This window comes from Trichocoleus sp. FACHB-90 (assembly GCF_014695505.1).
GTDB lineage: Bacteria > Cyanobacteriota > Cyanobacteriia > Cyanobacteriales > FACHB-T130 > Funiculus > Funiculus sociatus.
Genome location: NZ_JACJOK010000034.1, coordinates 15,142 through 38,721 on the forward strand (window position 1 = coordinate 15,142; position 23,580 = coordinate 38,721).

Genomic DNA, 23,580 nt, shown 5'->3' on the forward strand with positions numbered 1-23,580 from the left:
CAATTCTGAAAACTGTGTTGGAAAGGTAAATTTAAATATGGAAGCAGCACTGCTATTGGCAAAACTGCCTGAAGCTTACTCCTTCTTTGATCCGTTGGTAGACGTTCTCCCGATCATCCCCGTGTTCTTCTTGTTGCTTGCTTTCGTTTGGCAAGCTGCTGTAGGGTTCCGTTAAACCCCAAATTCTCTTTTGTAAAAATAAAGGATGTAGGGCGCAGCTCTACATCCTTTATTTTTGTTTAACCGCGCGTCCCCATTGCCTTGCCAAAAGCCGGACGCTCTGAAAGACGCTTGATATAGTTCACAACGGCTGGATATTCGCTCAAGTCCAGCTTTAGCATTATTGGGATGTAAGCCAAAACTGACCCAACCGCTACATCGGCGACACTGAACTCGTCTCCGATTAAGAACGGTTGCCGCTCTAAGATGTCATTGAGCGGTTGCATCAACTTGGGCATCTCCTGTTCCCGGCTGGCTTCCACAAAAATTCCTGGCCCTAGTGTGGCATTGCTAAACATCGCCCACTGAGTAATTTTTGCTTTTTCCTCTAGGGAAGATGGCATCTTGCCGTACTTTTCGGCTAAATACAGCAGAATTGCCCCCGACTCCCAAAGCTGAAAATCCCTATCCACAATCGCCGGGACTTTCCCCATAGGATTAATCGCCAGATAATCTGGTTGTCGGTGAGCGCCTGCTTGCATATCCAGCATGACGAATTCATAAGGGATGCCAAGTTCTTCCAGATACCACTTGACAATTGACGCTCGACTAAAGGCTCCGCCGTAGAGTTTCAACATGATAGTTAAACCTTAAAGAACTTTGTGAGTATGGGAGTGCTGTTTTACGTTGTCTTCCTTGCGGACAACGCGCTGAGCATTCAGTACCCGCTTGCGTTCTATGGAATAGTTAAAGTCAGTGCGTGTTGTTCCCACAGGGATATGAGACTGGGCTTCTGGGTGGGTTTTATAAGTGCGGGCAGATGCGATCGCTCGAAAAGCAAACTCATCGCTAAACTGCGCCTCTTCCGGGAAATCAGCGGGCTGGGTAAGTGTATTATCCTCTGTGAGGACAGCACCCATCGTGGTAGCGATCGCCATCTGGTATGAGGTGGGAATTCCTTTGAGAATCGCTTCTAGGGCGGCTGAGGGGATGGGTTCAATTACTTTGACTTCACGAACTTCGCCATCTTCCTTGTAGAAGCAAGTGGCTAAGCCAAGCAGGAGGTAGTCATCTTCGCACAGATCCGGGGCGTTGGGATAGAAAGTTGCAGTGGTCATAAAGTTGTTTTCCTTAAGGATTCAAAACACCAACACAGCTTGATCATCGCTTGCATTCTACCAGATGGGGCTAGACGGGAAGAGGATAGGCAAGGGATAAAGTATGCAAGGCAGAACCAATTCCCAGCCACTTCCTCCCCAATCCCTCTATATGCCAATCGCTTAAGCTTCACATAATAAACGGGTTCTCAGGACAGGTGAAAAGCGATCGCTTTGTCTGTCTGTAGAGGTTTCAGTAATGCTGTGGATTGGGGCTGTAGGTATTTAAAGGACATCCAAGCCTAACTGGATTGTCTGGGTGTCAATCGACCGCTTGCCAGACGCTTTACTTAAGTGACACAGAAGCAAGGCAGCGACTCAAAGCAAGGCGATAAAGTGATTCCAGATAAGTCCAAGATACCTTTGAGAATGATATGAACGTTCGCGCAATCCACTGTCAAGACCAAGCAAGACACCAACACAGTTATCCGATCTCATCGACTGGCGTGACTCCAAGACGTTTACTTCGAGTCAAATCTGTATCAGTCGGACACGCGATAGAGTCAGATGGTTCGCTGCGCTCTCAGGCAAAGGAAAAAGCGCAACAAGGCGATTACGAGGGCGCGATCCCTATCCTGACAACTTTAATTGAGCGTAACCCCATGAGTGCAGCCCAATACAATAACCGAGGGCTGATTTATTTTCAGAGCGGTCAAAAGGAAAAAGCGATCGCTGATTACAATACCGCTTTGGAACTAGATCCCCACCTAGACAGCGCCTACAACAATCGCGCCAACTACTACGCTTCTGTGGGACAGATGGCAGAAGCGATCGCTGACTATGAGATGACTCTGGATCTCAACCCCGGCAATGTTCGCGCTTGGATTAACCAAGGTATCACCTTTCGGGATTTGGGATTGTACGACTTGGCGCTAGAGAATTTTGATCTAGTGATGGGGTTAGGACAATTGGAAGGTAACATTTATGCAGAACGCGGTCGCACCTACGAACTGAGGGGTGACTGGAACTGCGCGATCGCTGACTACCAGAACGCTTTAGCGTTGCTTTCCCGATCTGGTGCAGCTGGACGCTTGCGCCTGGTCGTCGAAACTTGGATGATACAGTTGCTGAAACCTGCGATCGCCTGAAGAACAATTAAAAATTAAAAGATAAAAATTAAAAATTAGGCATTGCCCTTTTTTAATTTGCCATTTTCAATTCTTCTTCTTCAGCCGTGCTGCTATCCATCAAGACCACTTGACGCTGAGAGGGGTCTACACGATGGCTTTGCTCCTGCATAACGCTTTTGGCTTGCTGCGGGTCAAAATAACGCCTGAAGTTATCACTCAAGCGGTTGACACGTTTTTCTGTGCGTTTAACTTCCTCTTGAATGTCCGAGAGCTTTGCTTGCTGGGACATATGATAAGGCAACAGTTGCGCCAGCGCGGAGATCGCCGCCGATGAAAGCACTATATTTACAGTTAACTTAGCCGTGGTTTCCACGAGCGTCGCCCGGTTGGGATGGCGTCGCTGTTGTCGCTGCGTCCGGGGAACCGCCCGTTGTGGTACCGATTGCAGAGGAGGTCTTGTGGGTTCAATTGCATTCATAAGGGGCTGGGGATTGGGGGCTGGGGATTAGGGACTGGGGATTAGGGATTGGGTATTGGGTATTGGGTATTGAGTATTGGGTATTGGGTATTGGGAAGAATCTTACCCAGTCCCTAATCCCCAATTCCCAGCCCCTAGTCCCCCTTCCAGTCCCTAGTCCCCAGCCCCTAATCGCTACTTGTACAGTTCCGTTGATAGGCGGATTGCCAGGATGCCGGGAATCAAGGCGGCAACTAAAGCAATAAAGACTTGGGTATCTGATATAGACATTGTTTACAAACTCCTTTTTCAGGTTTATAGTTCAACAATTTCGGCTAAATCATGCCTACTATAACTATCTTGTAACAAGATGCAACACACAAGCCTAAAAATTTTAACCCATATGTTTGCATAGCATCGTTGATTTCGTCTAAACTTTCCCGACAAAGGTTAAGCTTAATTAAGATAGCAATCATTTTGGCACGTTTTAGCCTTGAAATTATTGCTTTTAATTTGATATTTCCAGTTTAAACAGGCGTTAATGCTAGACCACATCCTGAACTCTCCGCTCAATGTAGGAATTGAAGCTCCCCTGGTACTGCTAGTTCTGGTGGCGTTAGAGGCGGTGCTGTCAGCAGACAATGCGATCGCCTTAGCAGCTATTGCACAAGGCTTAGAAGATAGCACTCTCCAACGTCGCGCTCTCAACTTCGGATTAGCAGTTGCCTACATCCTCAGAATCACCTTGATTCTGACAGCAACCTGGGTCGTTCAGTTCTGGCAGTTTGAGCTACTAGGTGCAATGTATCTGCTTTGGCTGGTGTTCCAATACTTTACTTCCGATGACGGGAAAGAAGGGGAAAATCATGGGCCTCGTTTTACTTCCCTTTGGCAGGCAATTCCGATAATAGCTTTTACGGATCTAGCTTTTTCCCTCGATAGCGTAACAACAGCGATCGCTGTTTCCAAAGATACCGTGCTTGTTATCGCCGGAGGAACGATTGGGGTGATTACGCTTCGGTTCATGGCGGGATTATTCATCCGCTGGCTAGATGAATTTGTGCATCTTGAGGATGCTGGCTACATTACAGTAGCGTTGGTGGGATTGCGACTGCTATTGAGAGCCTTTAACCTGGAGTCTTATGCACCAGACTGGTTAATGATCTCCTGTATTGCAATCATATTTACCTGGGGATTTTCCCAGCGAACTCCCACGGAAACTCAAAAATAAAAAGGAAAAAAATTATGGCTAATGGTAATTAACCATTAGCCATTAGTTATTTACTCGTACAGCCAAGATGTCAAACTTGGTTTCCAGCTGACGAGTTCTTCATCTTTAAACCAGAGGCTTATCTCCCGCTGTGCTGTCTCGATAGCATCAGAACCGTGGATGAGGTTGCGACCAATGCTAACTCCATAATCACCGCGAATCGTACCCAGTTCTGCTGTCAGCGGGTTGGTAGCACCGATAATTTTTCTTGCTGATGCTACAACTCCCTCACCTTCCCATACCGTCGCTACCACTGGACTAGAGGTGATAAACTCGACCAGACCAGCAAAAAAGGGTCTTTCCCGGTGAACGTCATAGTGCTGTTCTGCCAGTTCGCGGCTAACACTCATTAGTTTTAACCCAACTAGAGTGAAACCTTTGCTTTCAAAACGGCGGATGACCTCACCTACAAGGTTGCGCTGTACGCCATCCGGCTTAACCATGACAAATGTCCGTTCCAAGTTTATCTCCTTTGAATTTCACAAACTGATACAAAACTTAGATTAGACTAGAAGGCTTTTAAACGCAAAGGACAACCGAGGATAGCTTTTTCTTGGCGTACCTTGGCGAACACCTTTTTCATTCCCAGTCTCTAACTGGGAATGAAGATTTTGTTAGCGAAGCAGCGCGTAAGTGCGGTTACGCCTCCCGCAATTGTGAACTTTTTTTAATTTTTACAAGAGACAGAGCTTCTTGTGTATCGTTCCCAAGCTGTAGCTTGCAAGGAGATTGCTTTAGGTATGTCGTTCTAGTGCCAGTTGAACTAACTGATCGACTAATTCAGGGAAAGAAATACCACTTGCTGCCCATAGTTGGGGATACATACTGGTCGCTGTGAAGCCTGGGAACGTGTTGATTTCGTTAATTAAAATTTCGCCTGTGGCTTCCACATAGAAAAAGTCTACCCGTGCTAAACCAGCAGCATCAATGGCGGCAAAAGCTTTGAGTGCCAGGTCTTGAATTTGAGTAGCGATCGCATCTGGTAATGGTGCGGGGATTAGTAAATCTGCTTCTCCCTGAGTATACTTAGTTTCGTAGTCGTAAAAATCACTTTGAAAGGTAATTTCTCCCACGACAGAGGCTTTAGGATTGTCGTTGCCTAAAACGGCACATTCTACTTCTCGCGCCACAACACCAGCTTCTACAATCAGGCGACGGTCGTAGCTGGCGGCGTTATCCAAGGCAGTTTCTAACTCAGTGCGCGATCGCACTTTGCTAATTCCCACCGATGAGCCTAAATTTGCCGGCTTGACAAAACACGGATAGCCCAGAGTTCCTTCAATTTCTTCGCAGAGTTTCGGGAAAACACAAGGATTAGACCATACCTGCGACCGATTGACAGCAATATATTTCACCTGGGGTATTCCCGCATGGGCAAAAGCCATTTTCATAGCAATTTTGTCCATCCCAATCGCGGAACCTAAAACCCCACTTCCCACAAAGGGAACCTGCATTAATTTCAGCATCCCCTGAACCGTGCCATCTTCCCCGTTAGGGCCGTGTAGGATGGGGAACCAGACATCTATCTCAGCAGCTTGGGAGGGAGATTGCCAACGGTTGAGTTGTTGCGTGTTGGCGGTTGATATTTCGCTACTGGCGATTGCAGATGGAGAATCAGGAGTTGAAGTTTCTAATTGTAGGGGTGTTCCTGATTCTAAAACTTGTTGCGCCAATTCCCCGGCTTGCCACCGTCCATCTTTGCGGATGTAGAAAGGCAGGATTTCGTACTTTCCGGTATTTTGGTCTGCACTTAGGGCTTGCGCGATCGCTCGTGCTGATGAGAGCGAAACCTCATGTTCTCCAGAACAACCGCCAAACAGCAACCCAACCCGCAATTTTTTCATTTTTTTCTCCTTGGCACTCCTGGGAGCCGATAGCCTATCATAGCTGGACGGCTACAACGACCTCCAGCTGTTTAAAACCTAATTAGCACGATTCATAGCACCAATCGGGAAGAATGCGATCGCTAGTTGCCTTCAAGAACGCACCACCAGTTTCCAAGGATGTTGAATACTTGCAGCTTCTTCTGGCTCCAGCACAGCAATCCGCCATCCTTTACCCCAAGGTCGCGCCAAGACAACTTTATCAGGATTTGCTGCTTTGACCTTTTGCGCCGCTGTCGTCGTCAGTTCGCCTACTGCTATCTGTTCAACTGCGGAAGGTACACTTGTGACTGGAGCCTTAACTGGTTCTGCTGCGGGGAGTGGTGGCGTGACAGCAGCTTGAAGAGTGGGTTTTGCAGCCGTGATTGGTGTCGTAGGGGTTAGAGTCTGAAGAGTGGTTTTTTTACTCTTTAGCTGAAGCGGTTCCTGTTTAGGAAGCAGGAATTGACGAGTGCTAACACCGAGTAGGTAAGTAAAGCGACAAGCTAACCAACCGACGCTACCAGCCGCAATTGCCGACCAGTACACCAATATCAGGGTGTTGTATAAGGCGTAAGCTAAGCGAGGGGGAAGATAAACCGCTTCTTGTAAGTCCCGTCGCAGGAGTGGGAGGCGGGAGTTTACTTCGAGTTTCCACAATGTAACAAATGTTTTCATCTGATTAACTTTTTTCTTTGACTATATTGCCCTTTAGCTGGACGTAATCCTGGCAAATTAGTCCTAAGTCTTCAAAACAGATGCAAAACTGCTTCATGCTCTGACCCCGGACGTGGGAAATAGGCAAATGTCTTCCTCTGGTCAAGAGTAATATTTTCCGCCAGATGAAGTGTATTTATACATTTATTGTAAGAATGCCCAACGGCTAAAGCCGCGGCTATACAAACGAAGCCCGACGCAACGCGAGACTAATATTTATCTTCCCGTTGCGTGGGCTTGGGTTGTAGAACATTGAGGCTAAGGCGCTGTGGGAGTAAATTTTACTCTCTGGCTGGGATAGGCAAAGACTAACAGCAAGCGACTGATAGCGCCTCACCTGTCAAACTAAAAGGGCGAACTTGGGTAATTTTCACTGGGACTATTTTACCTTTGAGTTCGTTAATATCACCGGTGAAAAAGGTAAGGCGATTGCCGCGAGTGCGTCCCATTACCTGAGTCGGGTCTTTGGGATTTTGGTCTTCTACCAGCACTTCTTCGATGCGTCCAAAGTAGCGCTGCGACGCTTGAGCCGCTTTTACATTAACCAAGTGATTGAGACGTTGCAAGCGATCGCTCTTAACTTCCTCACTCAGCTGATTTTCCCACAACGCGGCAGGCGTACCCGGACGCGGCGAATAAGCAGCAGTATTCAGAAGGTCAAAACCAATATCCTCAACTAGCCGCAACGTATTCTCAAACTGTTCCTCTGTTTCCCCAGGAAAGCCGACAATCGCATCAGCGGTAATTGCCGCATCCGGCATATATCGCCGAATGGTATCAATAATGCGGCGATATTTCTCCTGGGTGTAACCCCGCGACATTGCCTTGAGAATGTCGTTATCCCCAGACTGGAAGGGAATATGGAAAAGTTCGCACACCTTGGGCAATTCCGCACAAGCGCGAATCAGGCGTTCTGTGAAATAACGCGGATGGCTGGTGGCAAAACGGAGGCGTTCAATCCCCGGCACATCATGTACATAGTAAAGCAAATCTGTCAAGGTGTGCTGATGACGACCTTCGGCTGTCGCCCCAGGCAAATCCCGCCCATAAGCATCAATATTTTGACCCAGCAGCGTCACTTCCTTGTACCCCTGACGGCCTAATTCCTCCATTTCGGCGCGAATCGCCTCTGGAGTCCGAGATTGCTCCACCCCCCGGACATTAGGAACGACGCAGTAAGTACAGCGCTCATTGCAGCCATAAATAACATTCACCCAAGCCGTCACCTTGCTGTCGCGGCGCGGTTTGGTGATGTCTTCCATAATGTGGACTTCTTCTGTCGCCACCACCTGATTCCCGTCAAAGACTTGTTGAAGCAAATCTTCAAGGCGGTTGGCGTGTTGTGGCCCCATAACTAAGTCTAGTTCTGGCACCCGCCGCAGCAATTGCTCTCCTTCCTGCTGAGCAACACAACCAGCAACTATGAGGGTCAAATCGGGTTGCTCTTGCTTACGCTTTGCCTGTCTACCGAGGTAGGAATAAACCTTTTGTTCGGCATTATCCCGAATCGTGCAGGTGTTGTAGAGGATCAGACTGGCATCGTTGGGGTCTTCTGACCACTCAAAGCCCATATTTTCCAATATGCCAGCCATGCGCTCTGAGTCGGCTTTGTTCATCTGGCAGCCGAAGGTGGTGATGTGATAGCGGCGGGGAGAAGTGGTCATGGATGGCTAAAACAAATCCGTGGAAATGGGAACTTTATATCTCTTTGTATATCTTACCTATCCAGAGAATCCAGGTTGGTCGCCCGCAGCCTATTTAAACACAAAACTTTAGCGAAGCCAATTTGTATAAGTAATCCAGGGGTTCAGATACCTGACTTATGTAAGTCAGGTATCTCGCCTTCACGAATCATTTAGGAATGCTATAGCTGGCGATGTCTGCCCTACTTTAGCTGCCTGTGCTACGAGCAAAGATATTTAATGCTCTTGCCCACCCATCGCACCCCCAAAGCAAAAATCTAGGATTTTTTATTCTGATAAAAAAATACGGTAAGCCGAACTGTCAAGTGTTTATTCTACGCATTAAAAAATAATTTTTGACATTCCGGAACCCCATCAGGCAAACGATTTCAGGATTTTATCCTGATAGTGCATCAAAGAGTCCGAATCAGGCAATAGAAGCTCTGACGAGACATCTACTATGCGCCTTTACAGTTCCATCTTATTCTCAAGTTTGTTAGTTACTGGCTTAGCGGTAAACTTGCATGCAGTTGAAAAACACTCTGAAAATCTGCAACAAACGTCTTCGGCTCAACAACAGTTGTCCGCTCACGATCCTAGCCAGGACAGCGCCCATCGCGGTAGCGGACGGAAAGGAATAGGTAGTGTCGCGATGGCTGAAAGGAGTTTTTAAACTCTTGACTAGGCATAGAAATAAGCCCCGAATAATTAGGCTCCAATGGGTATTTATTTCTATTTTTAGAGAGCCGAAGTAGAGCGGCCGGATTTTGGATTTTGGATTTTAGATTTTGAAACTCTTGCCATCGGTTGTTTTAGGGAGCCATACGTCGCCAATCTTTTTTGTAATGGTATCTGAAATATAAGTTGGTTTTGTTAACAAGAAGCTTATTTAATTAAATTAAATAAGCTTCTTGTTTTATTCTTTTTGTTTTTGTAAAGCCTTTCTCAGTTGGGTGGAGTATATCGTAATTCTGACCTTCGCGCGACCTTGGTAGGGACATGGCATTGCCATGTACCCTACAAAAGATGTATCGCACCTAACCCTAGAATTGCTATATAGCAGTTATGAATGATTCGTGAAGGCGAGATACCCGACTTCTGTAAGAAGTCGGGTATCTTAACCCCTGGCTCACAACTCAAATAGGATTGCTATAGGCGCTCTTTTTGTTCAGAACATAGGTAATGGGATTAGGAGTTATGAGTTTTAAATTAATAACTCGTTGGCTCCTAATTTAAGCGGGTTTCCAGGTACCGTGAAAACCCATAGGAACAACGCTAGGCAATGCTAAACGACAAACGGGTTGATCGTCTAAGCGATCGCTATCCATAACCCAGACTTCGCTAGTATCAGAATTACCATCGTATACCACAGTTAACACCCAACCCTGTGCAGGATTCAAGGCATCAGTCACATAGATGGGTTCGGTGGGATAGCGATTTTCGCCCAAATCAGTTTCTGTGAGATTACCAGTTTGGTTGTCGAAACGTGCGATCGCGCCCAAAATTTCTTTACCAATATCCGCCCCTTCCCGAAATACTGATAGATAGGTATGAGGCGAAGCTTTACCCACGTATTGCTGAGGAACCAGCGGAAATTCGCCGGGTCGATTTAACAATTCTTGCACAGAAATTGCCTTGCCCGTTTGCGGATTTAATCGTACTTGGTACAGCGTTGGTTTAGCAGGTGTGTGAGTTTCGCCACTCGCTATTTCCTTGAGATACTGATTCGTCTGAAAATCTTTATAGCGTGCAAAATCTACAATAACCATCCCATCAGCATCAACATAACCATTGCTAAAATGCCACTGATACCAAGGATCGGTTTCGCTGCGACTCACTACAGATAAGGTGTCGCGATCAACGACTAAAATCTGAGTACCGAGTTTAGGTTGCCACTCTAGCGAATCGCTATAGCTACTTATTCCCGCCAACACCGGGAGGGCTTTTAATCGCACTGGGGGAATAAAAAACACCAGATATTGCCCTGCCAAGACAAAATCATGCACTAAAGGGATACCATCAAGTTGAGCTTCCCCCTTTTGCAGAATCTTGCCTGTAGAGTCACTTTTATAGATATTCAGCTTGCCGTTCATTCCAGCTGCGATACCAAAGTTAAAAATTTCGCCCGTTTGAGGATCGCGCTTGGGGTGAGCAGAATAAGGCATTCCCGCATCCAATGCAGCTAAATCATCTAATCCCGAAGTTTCCAAACTTTGTAGGTCGAGGGCGTGAGGTTGCCCACCTTCCCAAAGTGCTAACAGTTTATCAGGCAGCGCCAGCACTGAGGTATTGGCGGCGTTTTTGATGGGTTTGAGCCATTGATTCCAGATTGGCCCTGGTGCGGTCATGCCATAGTTGCCATAGAGGAATTTACCCGCCGCCGTTTCCTCTTTGTATCCTTTTGTTTGCACGTAGCGATAGAGTCCGGTAGCGCCCTCATCTGTGAAATGCACTCGCAAAATTGCCCCATCGCCATCAAACCAGTGTCCCACCCGACCCGAAGGTTGGCGTTCTAAGCGTCCGGGGCCATTGCGATACAGGGTACCCCGCAAACCTTCCGGTATTTTGCCCGAAAGCAGTGGTAAAGGGGTGAGGGGAAATTCAGCAGCGGGTTTGGCGATCGCTTTCGCCCAAGCTTTCTGTGTTGATGGTTTAGTGGCGGTTGTCATTGTTGAGCGATATTAAGCACGTTCTCTCTTTATTTTGAACAATTTTGTGGGAGTGCTGCTATCTGTAGAAAGTGCGATCGCTAATAAACTTTATTGTAGGGTAGGCGGGACACTTGCCAAAACTTTTTTATTGACAATTTGCCATTTGTGTGAATTTAAAAAGTGAAGCGTTGGCACTCTCGCTAAGTAGCAAAGCTCTAAAATTAGTTGGATTATTGTTGCAATTTCGTTACAATGCGTCTTCTAGAGATGCGATCGCGGTTTCCTATTATTAGAGGGAAATTGCGATCGCGATCGCAAAAAAAAATAGGTTTTATGAAAAAACTGATTAAAGGTCTGCGCCAGTTCCAAAGCGGCTACTTCAGCACGCACCATGAGTTGTTTGAGCAACTCGCTCACGGTCAGAAACCGAGAGCGCTATTTATCACCTGCTCAGATTCGCGTATCGACCCGAATTTGATCACTCAAGCTGGTGTCGGCGAACTATTTATTATTCGCAATGCTGGTAACATGATTCCGCCCTTTGGCGCAACCAATGGCGGCGAAGGCGCAGCGGTTGAATACGCCGTTCATGCTTTAGGTATCGAGCAAATTGTTGTCTGCGGTCATTCCCACTGCGGCGCAATGAAGGGACTGTTAAAATTGGACAAATTAGCTGAAGAAATGCCGCTAGTTTACGAATGGTTAAAGCACGCAGAAGCAACTCGGCGGCTGGTTAAAGATAACTACACAGACCTCGCTGGGGAAGAACTTCTGGACGCCACCATTGCTGAGAACGTGCTAACCCAAATCGAAAATCTGCGGACTTATCCAGTAATTCGCTCCAAACTTCACCGAAAACAGCTATCTCTCCACGCCTGGGTCTATCAGATTGAAACAGGGGAGGTTTTGGAGTACGATCCTGTTCTTCACGAGTTCGCGGCACCCTACAGTGAACTTCCCTCGTATGATGATCAGCCTGTAGTATCTAATACTGAACGAATTCCATCCATGCGGTTATCTTCTGAGCAAGCAGAAAGAATTTACAGGGGTTCTGCCGCGCGATGAAGGTGCGGGTTATAAACCTTTTATCTGCTGGTATCTGCAATTTCAATTATTAGGAACCAGCAGCATCCGCTCCTCTATTTCTTCCCACGTTTTGGGCGACACCCGCACCGCTGCTTCTTTGCACTGAATTATGAGGTAATTGGCATAGAGATAATTTTCTAGTGTATCTGCTTCTTCCTTAGATAAATTAAGCATTTCTAGGTTGAGTTTGAATGCTTTGAGCCAAGTTTGCAGAAGACGCTCAGCAAATTCTGGAGGCGATTCCAACAATTGTTGATTATCAGAAATTTGAGCTTTCAGTTGGATAATTAGCACATCAAAGTCTACGTTATTGAAAATTTTTAGTTTCTCAAGTTCATAAATAAAGAGCCTGGTGATGGCGTTGACGATGGCAATGGCGTTAGCGTTAGCGTTAGCGTTAGCATAGTAAGTATAGACGTTGCTGTAAATGTATACGATGGCGTTATGAATGCCGCTGTCATTGGCAGTAGAGCTGATGTTGCTAATAGTATTGACATTGGTAATAGCGTCGGCATAGGAGTAGCTATTGTTGTTGCCGTAGGCATGAGCTATTGCAACAGCTCTTTTCCCCATAGGTTTAATATTACTTTCCGAGCCAGCGGTTGCTTGTTCAGCCCATTGTAATAAAGCTTTTAGTTTAGGAGTATTAATGTACTTTTGCGCCTCTTTTTCCATCAGCAACAGCAATTCATCTGCACCACCACGCATCAACCCAGCCACTAGCAAAAATACTTCTTTCCAGCGTTTATCTGTAAGATGTTCGGTAACTAACTCCTTAATTTGCTGATGATCGTCAATATACTGTGCGGTTAAATATTCCTGTAACGTCAAATGAGAGAAAGAGAAGACATCCTCTGCTCTTTCTACTAAGATGCCTTGTTGAATAGCAATCGCATTCAGAACCGCCTTGCCCTCTAGATGTTGAGGCGCATTTAAGTTACTCGCCAAAAAGGTTTTGATTTGCTCAACAACCTCTCGCTGCGAGAAAAATAATCGATCTGCCTCGAAACCTTTGTAGGCAATCTCAGATAGAAGTATCTCTTCTTGCTCTGTACGCAGCCCTTGATAAATTTCATCTCGCAGAATTCGCTTTTCTGACGCCCATTCCTCTAGCAATATCCCCAGCGCCTTCCCGTAGAGAATACTGCGATTATTAGGAAAACTTTGGGAACGGTCATATACTAGACAGAGAAATGTTAACAATAACGGCGTATGGGCTAACTCTTTAGCCGCTTTATGTTCTAATTTTTGCAGAATTTCCCAGCATTTATTAGCGGTTTCTGCCTGTTTATCTACCTCTGACTGAAACCAGTTATTAATAAACTGCTCAATCTGGGTATCATCAAAGTCTGCCATTGCCACATCGCTAAAGCGACGGAACCCACTGCGATAGGCAGCGATGCGACAGGAGGCAATGAAGCGATTTTTATCATATCGATCAACAAAGTTTTGAATTTGACCGATTACTTCATTTATATTCCTTGTCGGCACTTCATCCAACCCATCTAGCAAAATCAGCAACTTGCCTTGTTATAATAATTTCTTGGTAGATTCTTCAGGTGAGGGAAAATTACAGATACTAAACTCATCAGCGATTACTTTCTCAATATTGATGTCTCTAGCGTTAAATCTTTTGAGTTCTATGAAAACGGGGATACAGGAGTGTTCAAATTCTCCTTTTTTGCCCTTCAGAGTTTCCAGCCCCATCCGCCGCAAAAATGTGGATTTTCCCGCTCCTGGCCCACCCAGTACCATTAGATATTGCTTTTCGTTAGCAACTTTCAGCCCATCTTGCTTTGGGCAATCTTTAGACTGATAGCTGCGTTTTTGAGCTTGGCGGTAAGCTTCTTCTAGGTTGGTAATTGATTCAAATCGACAAATATCCCGCTCATCCAAAAACTGAACGCCAGTATAGACTGACTCCAAAGCTACAGGCTCCCGCATTCCCAACACTTTCAGGATGCCGTGACGCTTAGTATAGTTCTTGTCATATTGCTGAGATGCCTGAAAAATTAAATTCTTTGTTCCCTCATCTAGTCTTCTGCCTATCCCGCCGATGACTTTTCCCCCACCTTCCCAAACTGTTTTGATAAAGATTTTGCCTACTTCTAAACCCAATGGAGCCAGTGGTTCAAATCCTGTCATATAGGTAGGGATGAGTTAGTTTTAGTTATTTCTACAACTTAGCTGCTGCTTTTTCCAGACTGCTAATCCTAATTCAATACGTTTTGATGCCACACATTTGCTCCCCTCTAACGCTCCTTCAAAAGGGCGGAACCGGAAACGCTTGTGATGAAAGGTGGAATCAATAAAGCAGAACTGAAGAGCCTTCTTTTCCAAGCTACCGTGTATACACAAGTCGGCAGACCTCTCCCCAAACCCCTCTCCGATGCGGAAAGGGACTTTAAAGATGGCTCCCCTTCCCTGCCAGGGAAGGTGCTGAGGGTTAGGTCTAGAGCGCTTTGAGCAAAAGCCTTTCCTAAGAGGGGCTGAGACGAGCAAAAACCTATCGACAAAACTATAGCGTTTCTCAGTTGGGTTGAATATATGGTGGTTATCAGGTTCCCGCCATACCTGCTTGGGTTCGGACATGGCAATGCCATGCCCCTACAGATGTATCGTCAATATTCGATATTTTCTTCGATTCTATGAAAGCACCCTGCTCTAAATCTCCCTTGAAAAGTAGGACTTTGAGGCTGTTTCAACCCTTTTAAAGGGGGATTTAGGGGGAGCGCTGAGTGAGAAATATTACAAATAATACCTTTTCAAACACCCTCTAAGTAGCTCCTGAAAATCGGGTTTTGTGACCCTCCAAAAGATTAATGTGTACTTTTGTAACGAGTTGCGTAATTTCCCGGAGCTGACCCTGATAAGTCATCAGAAGTCGGCAAATTTTATCTCGGCAATATAACCCAAGTTTTATAGGGAGACGCCAAGAGTATTCTTGTGGACTTCAAGATGAAACACTCCAATTTATGTCAAGAGAAGCTGCTGAGAGATGTGAAAACTCATTCCACACTTTCTGCAAGCAAAACCATGATTTCTTTAAAAAATGAGGTGAACATAGATGGCTGTTATTTCTGGCGCACCTGGTAACAACGATCTTCTTATTGGTACTAATGAGAGCGATCAAATTTTTGGGCTGGATGGCAATGATGGCATATTTGGCCTTAATGGAGATGACTTTGTATTTGGTGGTACTGGGGTTGACATTATTATTGGTGGCGGTGGTAACGACTTCCTATTTGGAGAAGACGGCAACGACCTAATCTATGGTGACTCTCAAGTTTTTGGTGAAGGTGGAAATGACTTCATCAATGGTGGTAATGGGTTGGATGTTCTATTTGGTGAAGGTGGAAATGACTCCCTTTTTGGGGAGAACGGGAACGACACTCTCAATGGTGGAGATGGCGATGACAACCTGAATGGTGGCAGGGGGGTTGACAATCTGAATGGGGGTGCTGGTAATGACCGACTATTTGGTGGCGATGGATTTGATGTTCTATTTGCTGGCGAGGGGAATGACCAACTATCGGGGGATCTGGGGGATGACCGACTATTTGGTGAAGCTGGCAATGACATTCTGTTTGGTAACGATGGGGACGATATCATTAATGGCGGGGACGGCGACGACATAGCCTTTGGAGGCATTGGGAACGATCGCTTCTTTGCTGATGCCGGAAATGACCAAATCTTCGGTGACGAGGGTAACGACCTAGCCGATGGGGGAGCTGGGAACGATCTCCTCAATGGTGGGAATGGTGACGATATACTCTTCGGTAGCTTAGACAATGACACGCTCATTGGTGAAGCGGGAGTAGACCTACTTGTTGGTGGAGTTGGTAGCGACTCTCTCTCTGGTGGCGCGGGGAATGATACGCTGATTGGCGTTGACCCGTTTGTTCCACAATTTGGATTTGGCGGAAACGGAAGCGCGATCGCTCCCTTCGAGATTGATACTTTAACTGGCGGTGAAGGTAGCGATACTTTCGTTCTCGGCGACAACGGAACGGTACTAGGGAACTCACGGGGAGGCTCTGAAGTTTACTATGTTGGTGGCGGTAATAGTGATTACGCCCTGATTAGTGACTTCAATCTCACTGAAGATGTTATACAACTCCCTGAAAATCCCGACACTCCTCTTACTATTGCTGAAGCAGGGGACGCAGGACAGCTTCTTACTGAGGCTCAGGTTATTGCACCCGGATCGGGAACGTTAGACTCTATTACTGGGACAATATCCAGTGGTAACGATGTTGACCTGTTCCAAATCACTCTGAGTGGCGAGGAAGATTTTTTTGCTACAACAGTGGGCGGCGCTAATTTTGACACGCAGTTATTCCTCTTCGACGAGGATGGCATCTTAGTTGCTCAAAATGACGACTCTAGCGGCACCTTTCAATCCACGCTTCCTGCTTCAACACTAGAATCGGGTACATACTTTCTAGCAATCTCCAGCTTCAATAACGATCCAGTTGGAACGCCACCTAGTTTCCCCGGTAGTGGCGGTGGTACTGGCAACTACACGATAGATTTAGCTGGGGTTCAAGCTGCTACTTTTAGCTTAGGTGCATCTCCTGAAGGTCTTCCGTCGGGGACATCCATATCTTTTGGCAACGACCTAGTTGCTATTGTTCAAGGGGTTTCGCCTTTAGACCTGAATCTGAATAGTAGTAACTTCAATTTCGTTTAGAACTTCCAGGGCATTGCACATTTAATAGCCTTCTTGCAAAAGGTGAAAACAACAAAACTCAGTTTCTTCGTAAACAGCGGGAAGTAATAATAATTCGTGCTTCTGCTGTTAATTAGGAAAGTTAGATAGGAGTTATTCAGGTACTTTTGCAAGAAGTCTAATAGTTTGATTCTATAGGTTAGGCTTTTGCCCAACCTATAAAATTTTAATAACTATTAAATAAATATTTCTAGTTAGATTAAGCCGAAGGGCTGTTTAAATTAAAGGTATTTTATGTATATAAGAGTCCTATTTCATTTGTAAATTGTAGGGCAGGTAGGATGGCTGTGGCAGGCGGGACAAACAAAAAAATACTTCATAAATCGTTTAGGAATACTATAGCTACTTACGCCGAAGCGGTAGCGCATCAGCGCATCCCACTCTACAACTTCAGCACGAAATGCCGTAGATGGCTTCGCGGCGACAGGCGAAACCAGATAGCGATCGCAGGTTGCATCAATACCACCGGAGTTTCATTCTGTTGTACTGTTCGCGCTAACTTGTCGATGGCATAACGAAACCAGCATACAGTTAATCGGCTACTAGGTTCTGCGGCTTGTAACCAGGCTTTTTCGTAGCGCACCAAATCCACAACCCAAGGCGGATCGATGCTTTCTAGCTGAGTAACATTTTCGACGAAAGCGGAGAATGCGATCGCATCCTCCAGATGTTTTTTGATTCCCGTGGGTATATAAGTCTCAGCGTATCGCCAAAATAACTCAGCAAAGCCTTTACCCAAAACGGAGTGCGTCAAAGGTAGCAGTTCGCGCACTTCTCCCAACCGCTTGCGTTTCAGCGAACTGGCGAAAAGGTTAACCTGTTGTGCAGATAATTTAGCCAGCTGCTGTGCTTGATCAGAATTAAGTCCCAACTCTTCACCGACTGCTTGCGGATTGGCAAAAAAACGCGATCGCAACAGACTATTAGTGTAAAGCTGGGCTAAAATTTGCTGTGTTTGAGCTAATCCCATCGTTTATAACGCTTTCCAATTTTACGCGCCTCCTCCAATTCAGCGGAAAGTTCGGCAAAAGGCGGTAAGTTTTCATCCCGTTCTAGCACAATCCCTTTAACTGGAACTTTGGCGACAACTTCATCCATAAGTTGCCAAACTTCCTTCGGTGTCGAATGCGAATGGCTGTCAATTAACACGCCATTATGCCAATGTCCGCCCACAAAATGCAGCTGGACAATTCTTTCTAAAGGCAATTGCGATAAGAAATCACGAACATCATAATTATGATTTACAGCATTGATATGCAAATTCGTAATATCCAGCAACAACCCACAATCAGAACGTTCTACCACTTCGGTTAAAAACTGGGCTTCCGTCATCTCTGCGCCGGGAAGTGTCACCATATAGGTAATATTTTCTAAAATTAATGGCACGTCAACATAGCGCCGCACTTGCTCAATGTTGCGGCAAAGAACTTCTACCGCTTCGTGTGTATAGGGTAGCGGTGATAAATGTCCGATATCTACTCCACCCGCTTTTGTAAAACAGATGTGTTCGCTCCACCAAGGCGGATTGAGTTGTTTAATTAGTATTGCCAGTTTCCGTAAGTAATCGGTATCTAAACCTTCTGCACTACCTAGCGACAGATTAATCGCGTGGGGGATAAGCGGGAAGTGATCCGCCAATAGTTCTAATTCTTGCTGTTTTTGGGGTGGCGCATCCAGATAGTGTTCGGCAACAATTTCTAGAAAGTCAACTTGTTGTTGATACAAAAACAAGTCGCTACGGAAGGGTTCTCGGAAGCCTAAGCCGATGCCTAGAGTGGGTAGATGGGACATAGAAAATTAACCGCAGAGACACAGAGAACGCAGAGAAAAGGCTGTAGAGACTCTACTGGTTTCCAGGCTCAACTTGGAAACGAGAGAAAACTGGCTAGATTAGAGAGCATAAGAAATGAACCGCAAAGGACGCGAAGACAAGTCAAAGAGAAGCTTCTGATGGCTTCTTATCCTCCACCGCATCCACCACAACCACCACCACAGCCACCACCGCAGCCAGCACCACAGCCGCCGCTATCTCCACCACAACCACCGCCACCACTAGCTGCTGACAGATGGAACATTTTCTCAAATTCAGCATAGGGGGTTGCTGATAACATCCCTACACCGAAGATGGCTACAGGCAGTAACAGGCCGAAGTCTGTTCCGCTAGGGTGGAGGATGGAAGGTTGCCACTTCAGGCGCTCAAATGTTTGCTGGAGTCGCTTGAGATAAGCTTGTCCTCGCTGACTCAAGCGCAGTGGTTTGCAGACAACGGCCAGGGTAATGAGCGAAACAATGCCTAGAACGATGAGAAACACAACATTGGTATATCCTTTTGCTAGAGCTACTACGAGCTTGTAGCTGCCTAAACCCAGGATAATTAGCACTCCTTTCCAACTAACGCGCTGTGCTATCTGTTTTGTTTCATCCGGACACAGCAGTTTCTCATTTTGTAGCCGCTGTTCGTAAACTGTACAGTGCTGCTTCACTGTGGCAGGTAGCGATGACTGGAAGATTTCCTGGGCTTTGTGAGAAGAAACGAACCAGCGAAACACATCGCCCTCTATTACAGGCAGAATTAAAGGATCTGGATGATTGGGTGCTTTTTCTAAGCGATCGCCTGCAACCTGCAAGTAACCGCGCCCTGTTAAATTAAAAAGAGCCAATCTTGTAACTTCATTTTCTCCACCCCGCATATAGGCAATTTCGTAGGGGTTGGGGTCGGCAGGAACTAAGGGCAAAGGTAAGTTTGCGGTCTGGTCGGAACGATGGATGCTCAACCCGCAAATTACTATCGTCACTCCGCTCACAAAGGCATAAAGTAGCAGAAAGTACGGGCCATACATATTTGCAATTGGGTTGGCTAATGGGTTCGTGATTACCACAACCACTAACAAAGCCAAGATACTAATTAGTAGCTTATCCATTACTAACAATCCTTCTTGCATTTGGATAGTTATTCCCGCGCATTCCTACAGTGTTAGGTTGCGCTATTACGGAAAAGCTAAGTTAATTAAATTTGTAAATTTTAGTGAAGCGGTAAAGTAGATAATTTGGTAAATTTTATTATAAGCAAATAGAACGTTTCTCAGTTGGGTGGAATATATCGCAGTTTTGAGGTTCAGCCCCCGTTGGTAGGGACATGGCAATGCCCATTGGTGTCAACTTAACGTTAGCTTGGCGGTTGAAACCGCAGCTATACAAACAAAACCCGCCTGCGCGGGTTATAAGAATCTTGATCCGTTAGTCCGCGCAGGCGGACTTCGTTTTTGTAGCCGCGAATTCCATTCGCCAGGGCTTAAATTGACACTAATGGGCAATGCCATGTCCCTAGTGATGTATCGTAGCCAACCATTGAATTGCTATAGATGTATCTAATTATTCCAGGCTTTTGCCGCAATTTTTGCAGAATTTAGCATCTGCATCATGGGTTGATAAACCGCAATTAGTACACAGTGTCTCTACCTGATTTGTAGTTTTAACTAATCGCTTAATTAAATCTCCCAACTGCCAAGGGATTAGAGCAATTCCGGTGAAAATCATTAATACTGTTAGCAAGCGACCTGCTTCTGAAATCGGGGTAACGTCGCCAAATCCAACAGTTGTCATCGTCACTACAGAGAAATAATAAGCATCTAAAAACGTATTAAAGACTTTGGGATTTACTGGATGCTCGACTTGATAAATTAAGCCAGAGTAAACAAAGACGATGGCAAATAAAGTAAATAATATTTGGGCGAAAATTACGCTATCTTCTGAAGTGATGCTGCCAAATAAAGTTTTTCCTTTGATAAATCGGATGAGCCGCAAAATTCGGAACCAGCGAAATATACGGATAAAACTGATATCTACTATCCCTAAGAAAAATGGTAATATGGCTAGTAAATCAATAATTGAATAAAAACTAATAAAAAACTTTTTCTTATCATTGGCATACCCCAAACGCAGCAAATACTCCCAGGCAAAAAGGAGTAAGATACAAAAATCTATAGTTTCAAGATTGAATCGGACATAATTTGGTATGGGATAAGTTTCTATAACAAAAATGGCTGAAGACAGTAGCACCAGTCCGGTAATGATGAGATTGAAAACTTTTCCGGCTGGGGTTTCAATGTCTTCTAGGTAAAATGCAATCCTTTTGGGCAGTAACATCTAATTAAGAAAGCTGATTTTTAAAGAGCAACGCAACACCTCTACAATAACGAGTGTGGTTTCAAGAGTAGAAAAGTCAAAATGAAACGCGATCGCATTCCCCCCGGCCCCGGTCAAGAATCAGTATGGGATTATCCGCGTCCGCCGCGTCTGGAAGAAACCCCCAAACACATCCAGATTGTCTTCAATGGCATAGCGATCGCAGATACCCACAAGGCACAGCGGGTACTAGAAACCAGTCACCCGCCCGTTTACTACCTTCCTCCGGAAGATATCAAGATGGAATACCTGGTGGGGGCAACTAAGGGTTCATTTTGTGAGTGGAAAGGAAGTGCTATTTACTACACCGTCTCCGTTGGCGATAAACAAGCACCAAACGCAGCCTGGGGTTATCCCAATCCCACGCCAACCTTTGCAGCTATTAAAGACTACATAGCCTTTTATGCCCAGATGATGGATGCTTGCTATGTCGATGGTGAAAAAGTGCAGCCGCAGCCTGGGGGTTTTTACGGCGGTTGGATTACCAGCGATATTGTAGGGCCATTCAAAGGCGAACCGGGAACCTGGGGTTGGTAGCGATCGCAAAATCTAGTAAGGCGCTATCTGAAGTGAAAAGTGCCTAATTTCAATTACCTTGATACACTAATTCAAAACTAGCCCACAGCATTGCCCTTCTTGTTCTAAAATGCCCTTGTCAAGAAGGATATGCTTAAAGTATGACGAATCAACAATCTCCCATCCCCGTTGTTGTCAACGGTGCGGCTGGCAAAATGGGACGCGAAGTGGTCAAAGCCGTTGCACAAGCCAAAGATATGACCCTCTTGGGCGCAATAGACCGCACTCCGGAACATCAAGGGAAAGACGTTGGAGAAGTGGCAGGCTGCGGCCCTTTGGAAGTGCCGATTGTCAGCGACTTACAAGGGATGCTGGTGCTGGCGACACAGGAAAGACAACAGGGAGTGATGGTAGATTTTACCCATCCTGACTCAGTTTATGAGAACGTGCGGAGTGCGATCGCTTACGGCATTCGTCCCGTAGTTGGCACCACCGGACTGAGTGTAGAACAAATTCAAGACCTTGCCGACTTCGCCGACAAAGCCAGCACAGGTGCCTTGATAATCCCTAACTTCTCTATCGGCATGGTGTTGCTACAGCAAGCCGCTATCCAGGCATCCCAATACTTTGACCATGTTGAAATTATCGAGTTACACCACAACCAAAAAGCCGATGCCCCTAGCGGTACGGCTCTTCAGACTGCCCAATTGTTAGCTGAACTCGGCAAAACCTTTAACCCACCATCGGTAGAAGAAACTGAAAAACTACCAGGTGCCAGAGGTTCTCAAGCAGAGGAAGGAATTCGCATCCACAGCGTTCGTCTACCTGGTTTGATTGCCCACCAAGAAGTTATCTTTGGAGCATCTGGTCAAATTTATACTCTGCGCCACGATACTACAGACAGGTCGTGCTATATGCCTGGTGTTCTACTAGCCATCCGCAAAGTTACTCAACTCAAATCTTTAGTTTATGGTTTAGAAAAGATATTGTAAGTCGCTAATCGCAATTAGCAATCCTTCAACTAGCAATTCTCCAATTAGCAATTAGCTTTCCTCATGTTAGTCCCATTAACGCGCCAGAAATTTGAAGAGTTGATTCCCGTCATCGCCACAGGCCCGCAGTATGCGTACTACTGGGGTAAGTTTCAAGAGTTTTTAAAGCGACTGCTGATTTCAGTCCTCGTCGTTGTGGTGGTTTCACTCTTAGGTAATTTTGTTTTGGGCGAACAGTTGGGTGGGATAACCTTTTTCTTGGGAGTAATAGGTGGTCTTTACTGGCTGTGGGGGCCCATCTACTCGGCTAGTATGCGGAATGTTTCCTATCGTCGCTACCCTTACAGTGGATTCTGGCGGGGTGAGGTATTGGATGTTTTTGTTACAGAAGAATTGATTGGCGAGGAGCAAACTGTCAATAATCGCGGACAGCTGGTGATCATTGAAAATCGGGAACGACGGCTGAATATAGAAGTCGGAGACGAAACCGGATTTACTACTCAGATACAAGCGCCCCTAAAGAAGACTCATAAAGCAATTAGACCGGGGCAAATTGCGGAAATGGTAGTGCTATCAAATCAAAAAGATTTGGGACGCATTGCCAAATTCACAGACGTTTATCTTCCGGATGAGAATCTGTGGGTAAGCGACTATCCTTACTTGCAACGAGGTTTCTTTGTCGATGTCAGCCGTCAGTTGCAGTACGCCGATGATGTTCCCTATCCTGAAGAGCCTAAAAAGCGTACTCAACGGCGTAAGCGATCGCGTCGTCCTTAATTCCTCAAATAAATAATCAGGATAACGCTCGTCATCCCTTTTGACCTTATCCCGAATTATTCAAGGGAAGGTTAAAAAAAAAATAGAGTTTCCCAAGTTCGGAAATCGGAAAGTTGATACACAATTAAGGGAACCCCTAACGGAGAAAAGCAATGGCAAAGGAAAAGGGCGGTAGAGAAGCCAAAAAGCCTAAAAAGGAATCTGATGGGACTAAGAAGCAGAAGAAAGACCCGAACCGACATAACGGATTACCAGGTAAGTAATAAG

Annotated in this window: 23 protein-coding genes; 8 read left to right on the forward strand and 15 right to left on the reverse strand. The window is 45.8% G+C overall.

Annotated features, from left to right (window positions below; genetic code table 11):
* Positions 1-37: 37 nt before the first annotated feature.
* A complete protein-coding gene (locus H6F74_RS10225) occupies positions 38-175 on the forward strand; it encodes a photosystem II reaction center protein K (RefSeq protein WP_190421686.1) in 138 nt (45 codons plus the stop codon).
* Between the two features lie 64 nt (positions 176-239).
* Here the strand turns inward: H6F74_RS10225 and H6F74_RS10230 are convergent, their stop codons facing one another.
* Together H6F74_RS10230 and H6F74_RS10235 are read right to left on the reverse strand one after the other, a co-directional pair.
* A complete protein-coding gene (locus H6F74_RS10230; protein WP_190440103.1) occupies positions 240-797 on the reverse strand; it encodes a glutathione S-transferase family protein in 558 nt (185 codons plus the stop codon).
* Positions 798-809: 12 nt separating this feature from the next.
* The gene (locus H6F74_RS10235; protein ID WP_190421690.1) at positions 810-1,277 is read right to left on the reverse strand and encodes a hypothetical protein; all 468 of its coding nucleotides are present in this window, start codon (positions 1,275-1,277) and stop codon (positions 810-812) included.
* 413 nt (positions 1,278-1,690) lie between these two features.
* Between H6F74_RS10235 and H6F74_RS10240 the strand changes: the two genes are divergently transcribed.
* Positions 1,691-2,404, forward strand: a complete 714-nt coding sequence (locus H6F74_RS10240; protein ID WP_190440116.1) for a tetratricopeptide repeat protein — start codon at positions 1,691-1,693, stop codon at positions 2,402-2,404.
* Positions 2,405-2,456: 52 nt separating this feature from the next.
* Here H6F74_RS10240 and H6F74_RS10245 read toward each other — a convergent pair whose 3' ends face one another.
* Both H6F74_RS10245 and psaM read right to left on the reverse strand, forming a co-directional pair.
* Positions 2,457-2,864 (reverse strand): hypothetical protein, encoded by a 408-nt coding sequence (locus H6F74_RS10245; RefSeq protein ID WP_190440119.1) that lies wholly within the window; start codon positions 2,862-2,864, stop codon positions 2,457-2,459.
* Positions 2,865-3,038: 174 nt separating this feature from the next.
* On the reverse strand, positions 3,039-3,134 hold the full coding sequence (psaM, locus tag H6F74_RS10250) for a photosystem I reaction center subunit XII (RefSeq protein ID WP_190421696.1): 96 nt from the start codon (positions 3,132-3,134) through the stop codon (positions 3,039-3,041).
* A gap of 250 nt (positions 3,135-3,384) precedes the next feature.
* Between psaM and H6F74_RS10255 the strand changes: the two genes are divergently transcribed.
* The gene (locus tag H6F74_RS10255) at positions 3,385-4,074 is read left to right on the forward strand and encodes a DUF475 domain-containing protein (RefSeq protein ID WP_190440121.1); all 690 of its coding nucleotides are present in this window, start codon (positions 3,385-3,387) and stop codon (positions 4,072-4,074) included.
* A 50-nt stretch (positions 4,075-4,124) separates the two neighbouring features.
* Here H6F74_RS10255 and ndk read toward each other — a convergent pair whose 3' ends face one another.
* The 5 genes from ndk to H6F74_RS10280 form a co-directional block, all read right to left on the reverse strand.
* Positions 4,125-4,574 (reverse strand): nucleoside-diphosphate kinase, encoded by a 450-nt coding sequence (gene ndk, locus H6F74_RS10260; RefSeq protein WP_190421700.1) that lies wholly within the window; start codon positions 4,572-4,574, stop codon positions 4,125-4,127.
* Between the two features lie 273 nt (positions 4,575-4,847).
* The gene (locus H6F74_RS10265) at positions 4,848-5,957 is read right to left on the reverse strand and encodes a D-alanine--D-alanine ligase family protein (protein WP_190440124.1); all 1,110 of its coding nucleotides are present in this window, start codon (positions 5,955-5,957) and stop codon (positions 4,848-4,850) included.
* 132 nt (positions 5,958-6,089) lie between these two features.
* Positions 6,090-6,653, reverse strand: coding sequence for a hypothetical protein (locus tag H6F74_RS10270; protein WP_190440126.1), 564 nt, complete (start codon positions 6,651-6,653; stop codon positions 6,090-6,092).
* Positions 6,654-7,000: 347 nt separating this feature from the next.
* Positions 7,001-8,356: a tRNA (N6-isopentenyl adenosine(37)-C2)-methylthiotransferase MiaB gene (gene miaB, locus H6F74_RS10275; protein WP_190440128.1), complete on the reverse strand. Its 1,356-nt coding sequence runs from the start codon at positions 8,354-8,356 to the stop codon at positions 7,001-7,003.
* Between the two features lie 1,250 nt (positions 8,357-9,606).
* Positions 9,607-11,043 (reverse strand): carotenoid oxygenase family protein, encoded by a 1,437-nt coding sequence (locus H6F74_RS10280; RefSeq protein ID WP_190440130.1) that lies wholly within the window; start codon positions 11,041-11,043, stop codon positions 9,607-9,609.
* Between the two features lie 315 nt (positions 11,044-11,358).
* Here H6F74_RS10280 and H6F74_RS10285 point away from each other — a divergent pair, with 315 nt between their 5' ends.
* Positions 11,359-12,090, forward strand: coding sequence for a carbonic anhydrase (locus tag H6F74_RS10285; protein WP_190440312.1), 732 nt, complete (start codon positions 11,359-11,361; stop codon positions 12,088-12,090).
* Between the two features lie 42 nt (positions 12,091-12,132).
* On the opposite strand, the gene H6F74_RS10290 is transcribed toward H6F74_RS10285, so the two are convergent.
* Together H6F74_RS10290 and H6F74_RS29945 are read right to left on the reverse strand one after the other, a co-directional pair.
* Positions 12,133-13,632, reverse strand: a complete 1,500-nt coding sequence (locus H6F74_RS10290) for a hypothetical protein (RefSeq protein WP_199301052.1) — start codon at positions 13,630-13,632, stop codon at positions 12,133-12,135.
* A gap of 9 nt (positions 13,633-13,641) precedes the next feature.
* Positions 13,642-14,256: a hypothetical protein gene (locus H6F74_RS29945; protein WP_199301054.1), complete on the reverse strand. Its 615-nt coding sequence runs from the start codon at positions 14,254-14,256 to the stop codon at positions 13,642-13,644.
* 922 nt (positions 14,257-15,178) lie between these two features.
* Here H6F74_RS29945 and H6F74_RS30495 point away from each other — a divergent pair.
* Positions 15,179-16,804: a DVUA0089 family protein gene (locus tag H6F74_RS30495; protein WP_190440142.1), complete on the forward strand. Its 1,626-nt coding sequence runs from the start codon at positions 15,179-15,181 to the stop codon at positions 16,802-16,804.
* Positions 16,805-17,225: 421 nt separating this feature from the next.
* On the opposite strand, the gene H6F74_RS10300 is transcribed toward H6F74_RS30495, so the two are convergent.
* The 4 genes from H6F74_RS10300 to H6F74_RS10315 all read right to left on the reverse strand — a co-directional run bounded on the left by H6F74_RS10300 (position 17,226) and on the right by H6F74_RS10315 (position 20,989).
* Positions 17,226-17,813: a hypothetical protein gene (locus tag H6F74_RS10300; RefSeq protein ID WP_190440145.1), complete on the reverse strand. Its 588-nt coding sequence runs from the start codon at positions 17,811-17,813 to the stop codon at positions 17,226-17,228.
* Entirely contained in the window at positions 17,804-18,634 is an 831-nt protein-coding gene (locus H6F74_RS10305; protein WP_190440148.1) for a DUF692 domain-containing protein, read from the reverse strand. The genes H6F74_RS10300 and H6F74_RS10305 overlap by 10 nt, the downstream gene beginning before the upstream one ends.
* 167 nt (positions 18,635-18,801) lie before the next feature.
* Entirely contained in the window at positions 18,802-19,764 is a 963-nt protein-coding gene (locus tag H6F74_RS10310) for a TIGR04222 domain-containing membrane protein (RefSeq protein WP_190440151.1), read from the reverse strand.
* A gap of 451 nt (positions 19,765-20,215) precedes the next feature.
* Complete coding sequence (locus H6F74_RS10315) at positions 20,216-20,989, reverse strand: ion transporter (protein ID WP_190440154.1); 774 nt, start codon at positions 20,987-20,989, stop codon at positions 20,216-20,218.
* Between the two features lie 81 nt (positions 20,990-21,070).
* Between H6F74_RS10315 and H6F74_RS10320 the strand changes: the two genes are divergently transcribed.
* The 3 genes from H6F74_RS10320 (at position 21,071) to H6F74_RS10330 (ending at position 23,313) form a co-directional block, all read left to right on the forward strand.
* On the forward strand, positions 21,071-21,565 hold the full coding sequence (locus tag H6F74_RS10320; RefSeq protein ID WP_190440157.1) for a DUF427 domain-containing protein: 495 nt from the start codon (positions 21,071-21,073) through the stop codon (positions 21,563-21,565).
* A 140-nt stretch (positions 21,566-21,705) separates the two neighbouring features.
* Positions 21,706-22,536 (forward strand): 4-hydroxy-tetrahydrodipicolinate reductase, encoded by an 831-nt coding sequence (dapB, locus tag H6F74_RS10325; RefSeq protein WP_190440160.1) that lies wholly within the window; start codon positions 21,706-21,708, stop codon positions 22,534-22,536.
* A gap of 63 nt (positions 22,537-22,599) precedes the next feature.
* A complete protein-coding gene (locus H6F74_RS10330) occupies positions 22,600-23,313 on the forward strand; it encodes a phosphate ABC transporter permease (protein WP_190440163.1) in 714 nt (237 codons plus the stop codon).
* Positions 23,314-23,580: the final 267 nt, after the last annotated feature.

Excerpts from the sequence above, each read along its gene's own strand:
- H6F74_RS10225 (WP_190421686.1), top strand. The coding sequence starts at position 38 with ATGGAAGCAGCACTGCTATTGGCAAAACTGCCTGAAGCTTACTCCTTC.
- H6F74_RS10230 (WP_190440103.1), bottom strand. The coding sequence starts at position 797 with ATGTTGAAACTCTACGGCGGAGCCTTTAGTCGAGCGTCAATTGTCAAG.
- H6F74_RS10235 (WP_190421690.1), bottom strand. The coding sequence starts at position 1,277 with ATGACCACTGCAACTTTCTATCCCAACGCCCCGGATCTGTGCGAAGAT.
- H6F74_RS10240 (WP_190440116.1), top strand. The coding sequence starts at position 1,691 with ATGAACGTTCGCGCAATCCACTGTCAAGACCAAGCAAGACACCAACAC.
- H6F74_RS10245 (WP_190440119.1), bottom strand. The coding sequence starts at position 2,864 with ATGAATGCAATTGAACCCACAAGACCTCCTCTGCAATCGGTACCACAA.
- psaM (WP_190421696.1), bottom strand. The coding sequence starts at position 3,134 with ATGTCTATATCAGATACCCAAGTCTTTATTGCTTTAGTTGCCGCCTTG.
- H6F74_RS10255 (WP_190440121.1), top strand. The coding sequence starts at position 3,385 with ATGCTAGACCACATCCTGAACTCTCCGCTCAATGTAGGAATTGAAGCT.
- H6F74_RS10265 (WP_190440124.1), bottom strand. The coding sequence starts at position 5,957 with ATGAAAAAATTGCGGGTTGGGTTGCTGTTTGGCGGTTGTTCTGGAGAA.
- H6F74_RS10270 (WP_190440126.1), bottom strand. The coding sequence starts at position 6,653 with ATGAAAACATTTGTTACATTGTGGAAACTCGAAGTAAACTCCCGCCTC.
- miaB (WP_190440128.1), bottom strand. The coding sequence starts at position 8,356 with ATGACCACTTCTCCCCGCCGCTATCACATCACCACCTTCGGCTGCCAG.
- H6F74_RS10280 (WP_190440130.1), bottom strand. The coding sequence starts at position 11,043 with ATGACAACCGCCACTAAACCATCAACACAGAAAGCTTGGGCGAAAGCG.
- H6F74_RS10285 (WP_190440312.1), top strand. The coding sequence starts at position 11,359 with ATGAAAAAACTGATTAAAGGTCTGCGCCAGTTCCAAAGCGGCTACTTC.
- H6F74_RS29945 (WP_199301054.1), bottom strand. The coding sequence starts at position 14,256 with ATGACAGGATTTGAACCACTGGCTCCATTGGGTTTAGAAGTAGGCAAA.
- H6F74_RS30495 (WP_190440142.1), top strand. The coding sequence starts at position 15,179 with ATGGCTGTTATTTCTGGCGCACCTGGTAACAACGATCTTCTTATTGGT.
- H6F74_RS10300 (WP_190440145.1), bottom strand. The coding sequence starts at position 17,813 with ATGGGATTAGCTCAAACACAGCAAATTTTAGCCCAGCTTTACACTAAT.
- H6F74_RS10305 (WP_190440148.1), bottom strand. The coding sequence starts at position 18,634 with ATGTCCCATCTACCCACTCTAGGCATCGGCTTAGGCTTCCGAGAACCC.
- H6F74_RS10310 (WP_190440151.1), bottom strand. The coding sequence starts at position 19,764 with ATGGATAAGCTACTAATTAGTATCTTGGCTTTGTTAGTGGTTGTGGTA.
- H6F74_RS10315 (WP_190440154.1), bottom strand. The coding sequence starts at position 20,989 with ATGTTACTGCCCAAAAGGATTGCATTTTACCTAGAAGACATTGAAACC.
- H6F74_RS10320 (WP_190440157.1), top strand. The coding sequence starts at position 21,071 with ATGAAACGCGATCGCATTCCCCCCGGCCCCGGTCAAGAATCAGTATGG.
- dapB (WP_190440160.1), top strand. The coding sequence starts at position 21,706 with ATGACGAATCAACAATCTCCCATCCCCGTTGTTGTCAACGGTGCGGCT.
- H6F74_RS10330 (WP_190440163.1), top strand. The coding sequence starts at position 22,600 with ATGTTAGTCCCATTAACGCGCCAGAAATTTGAAGAGTTGATTCCCGTC.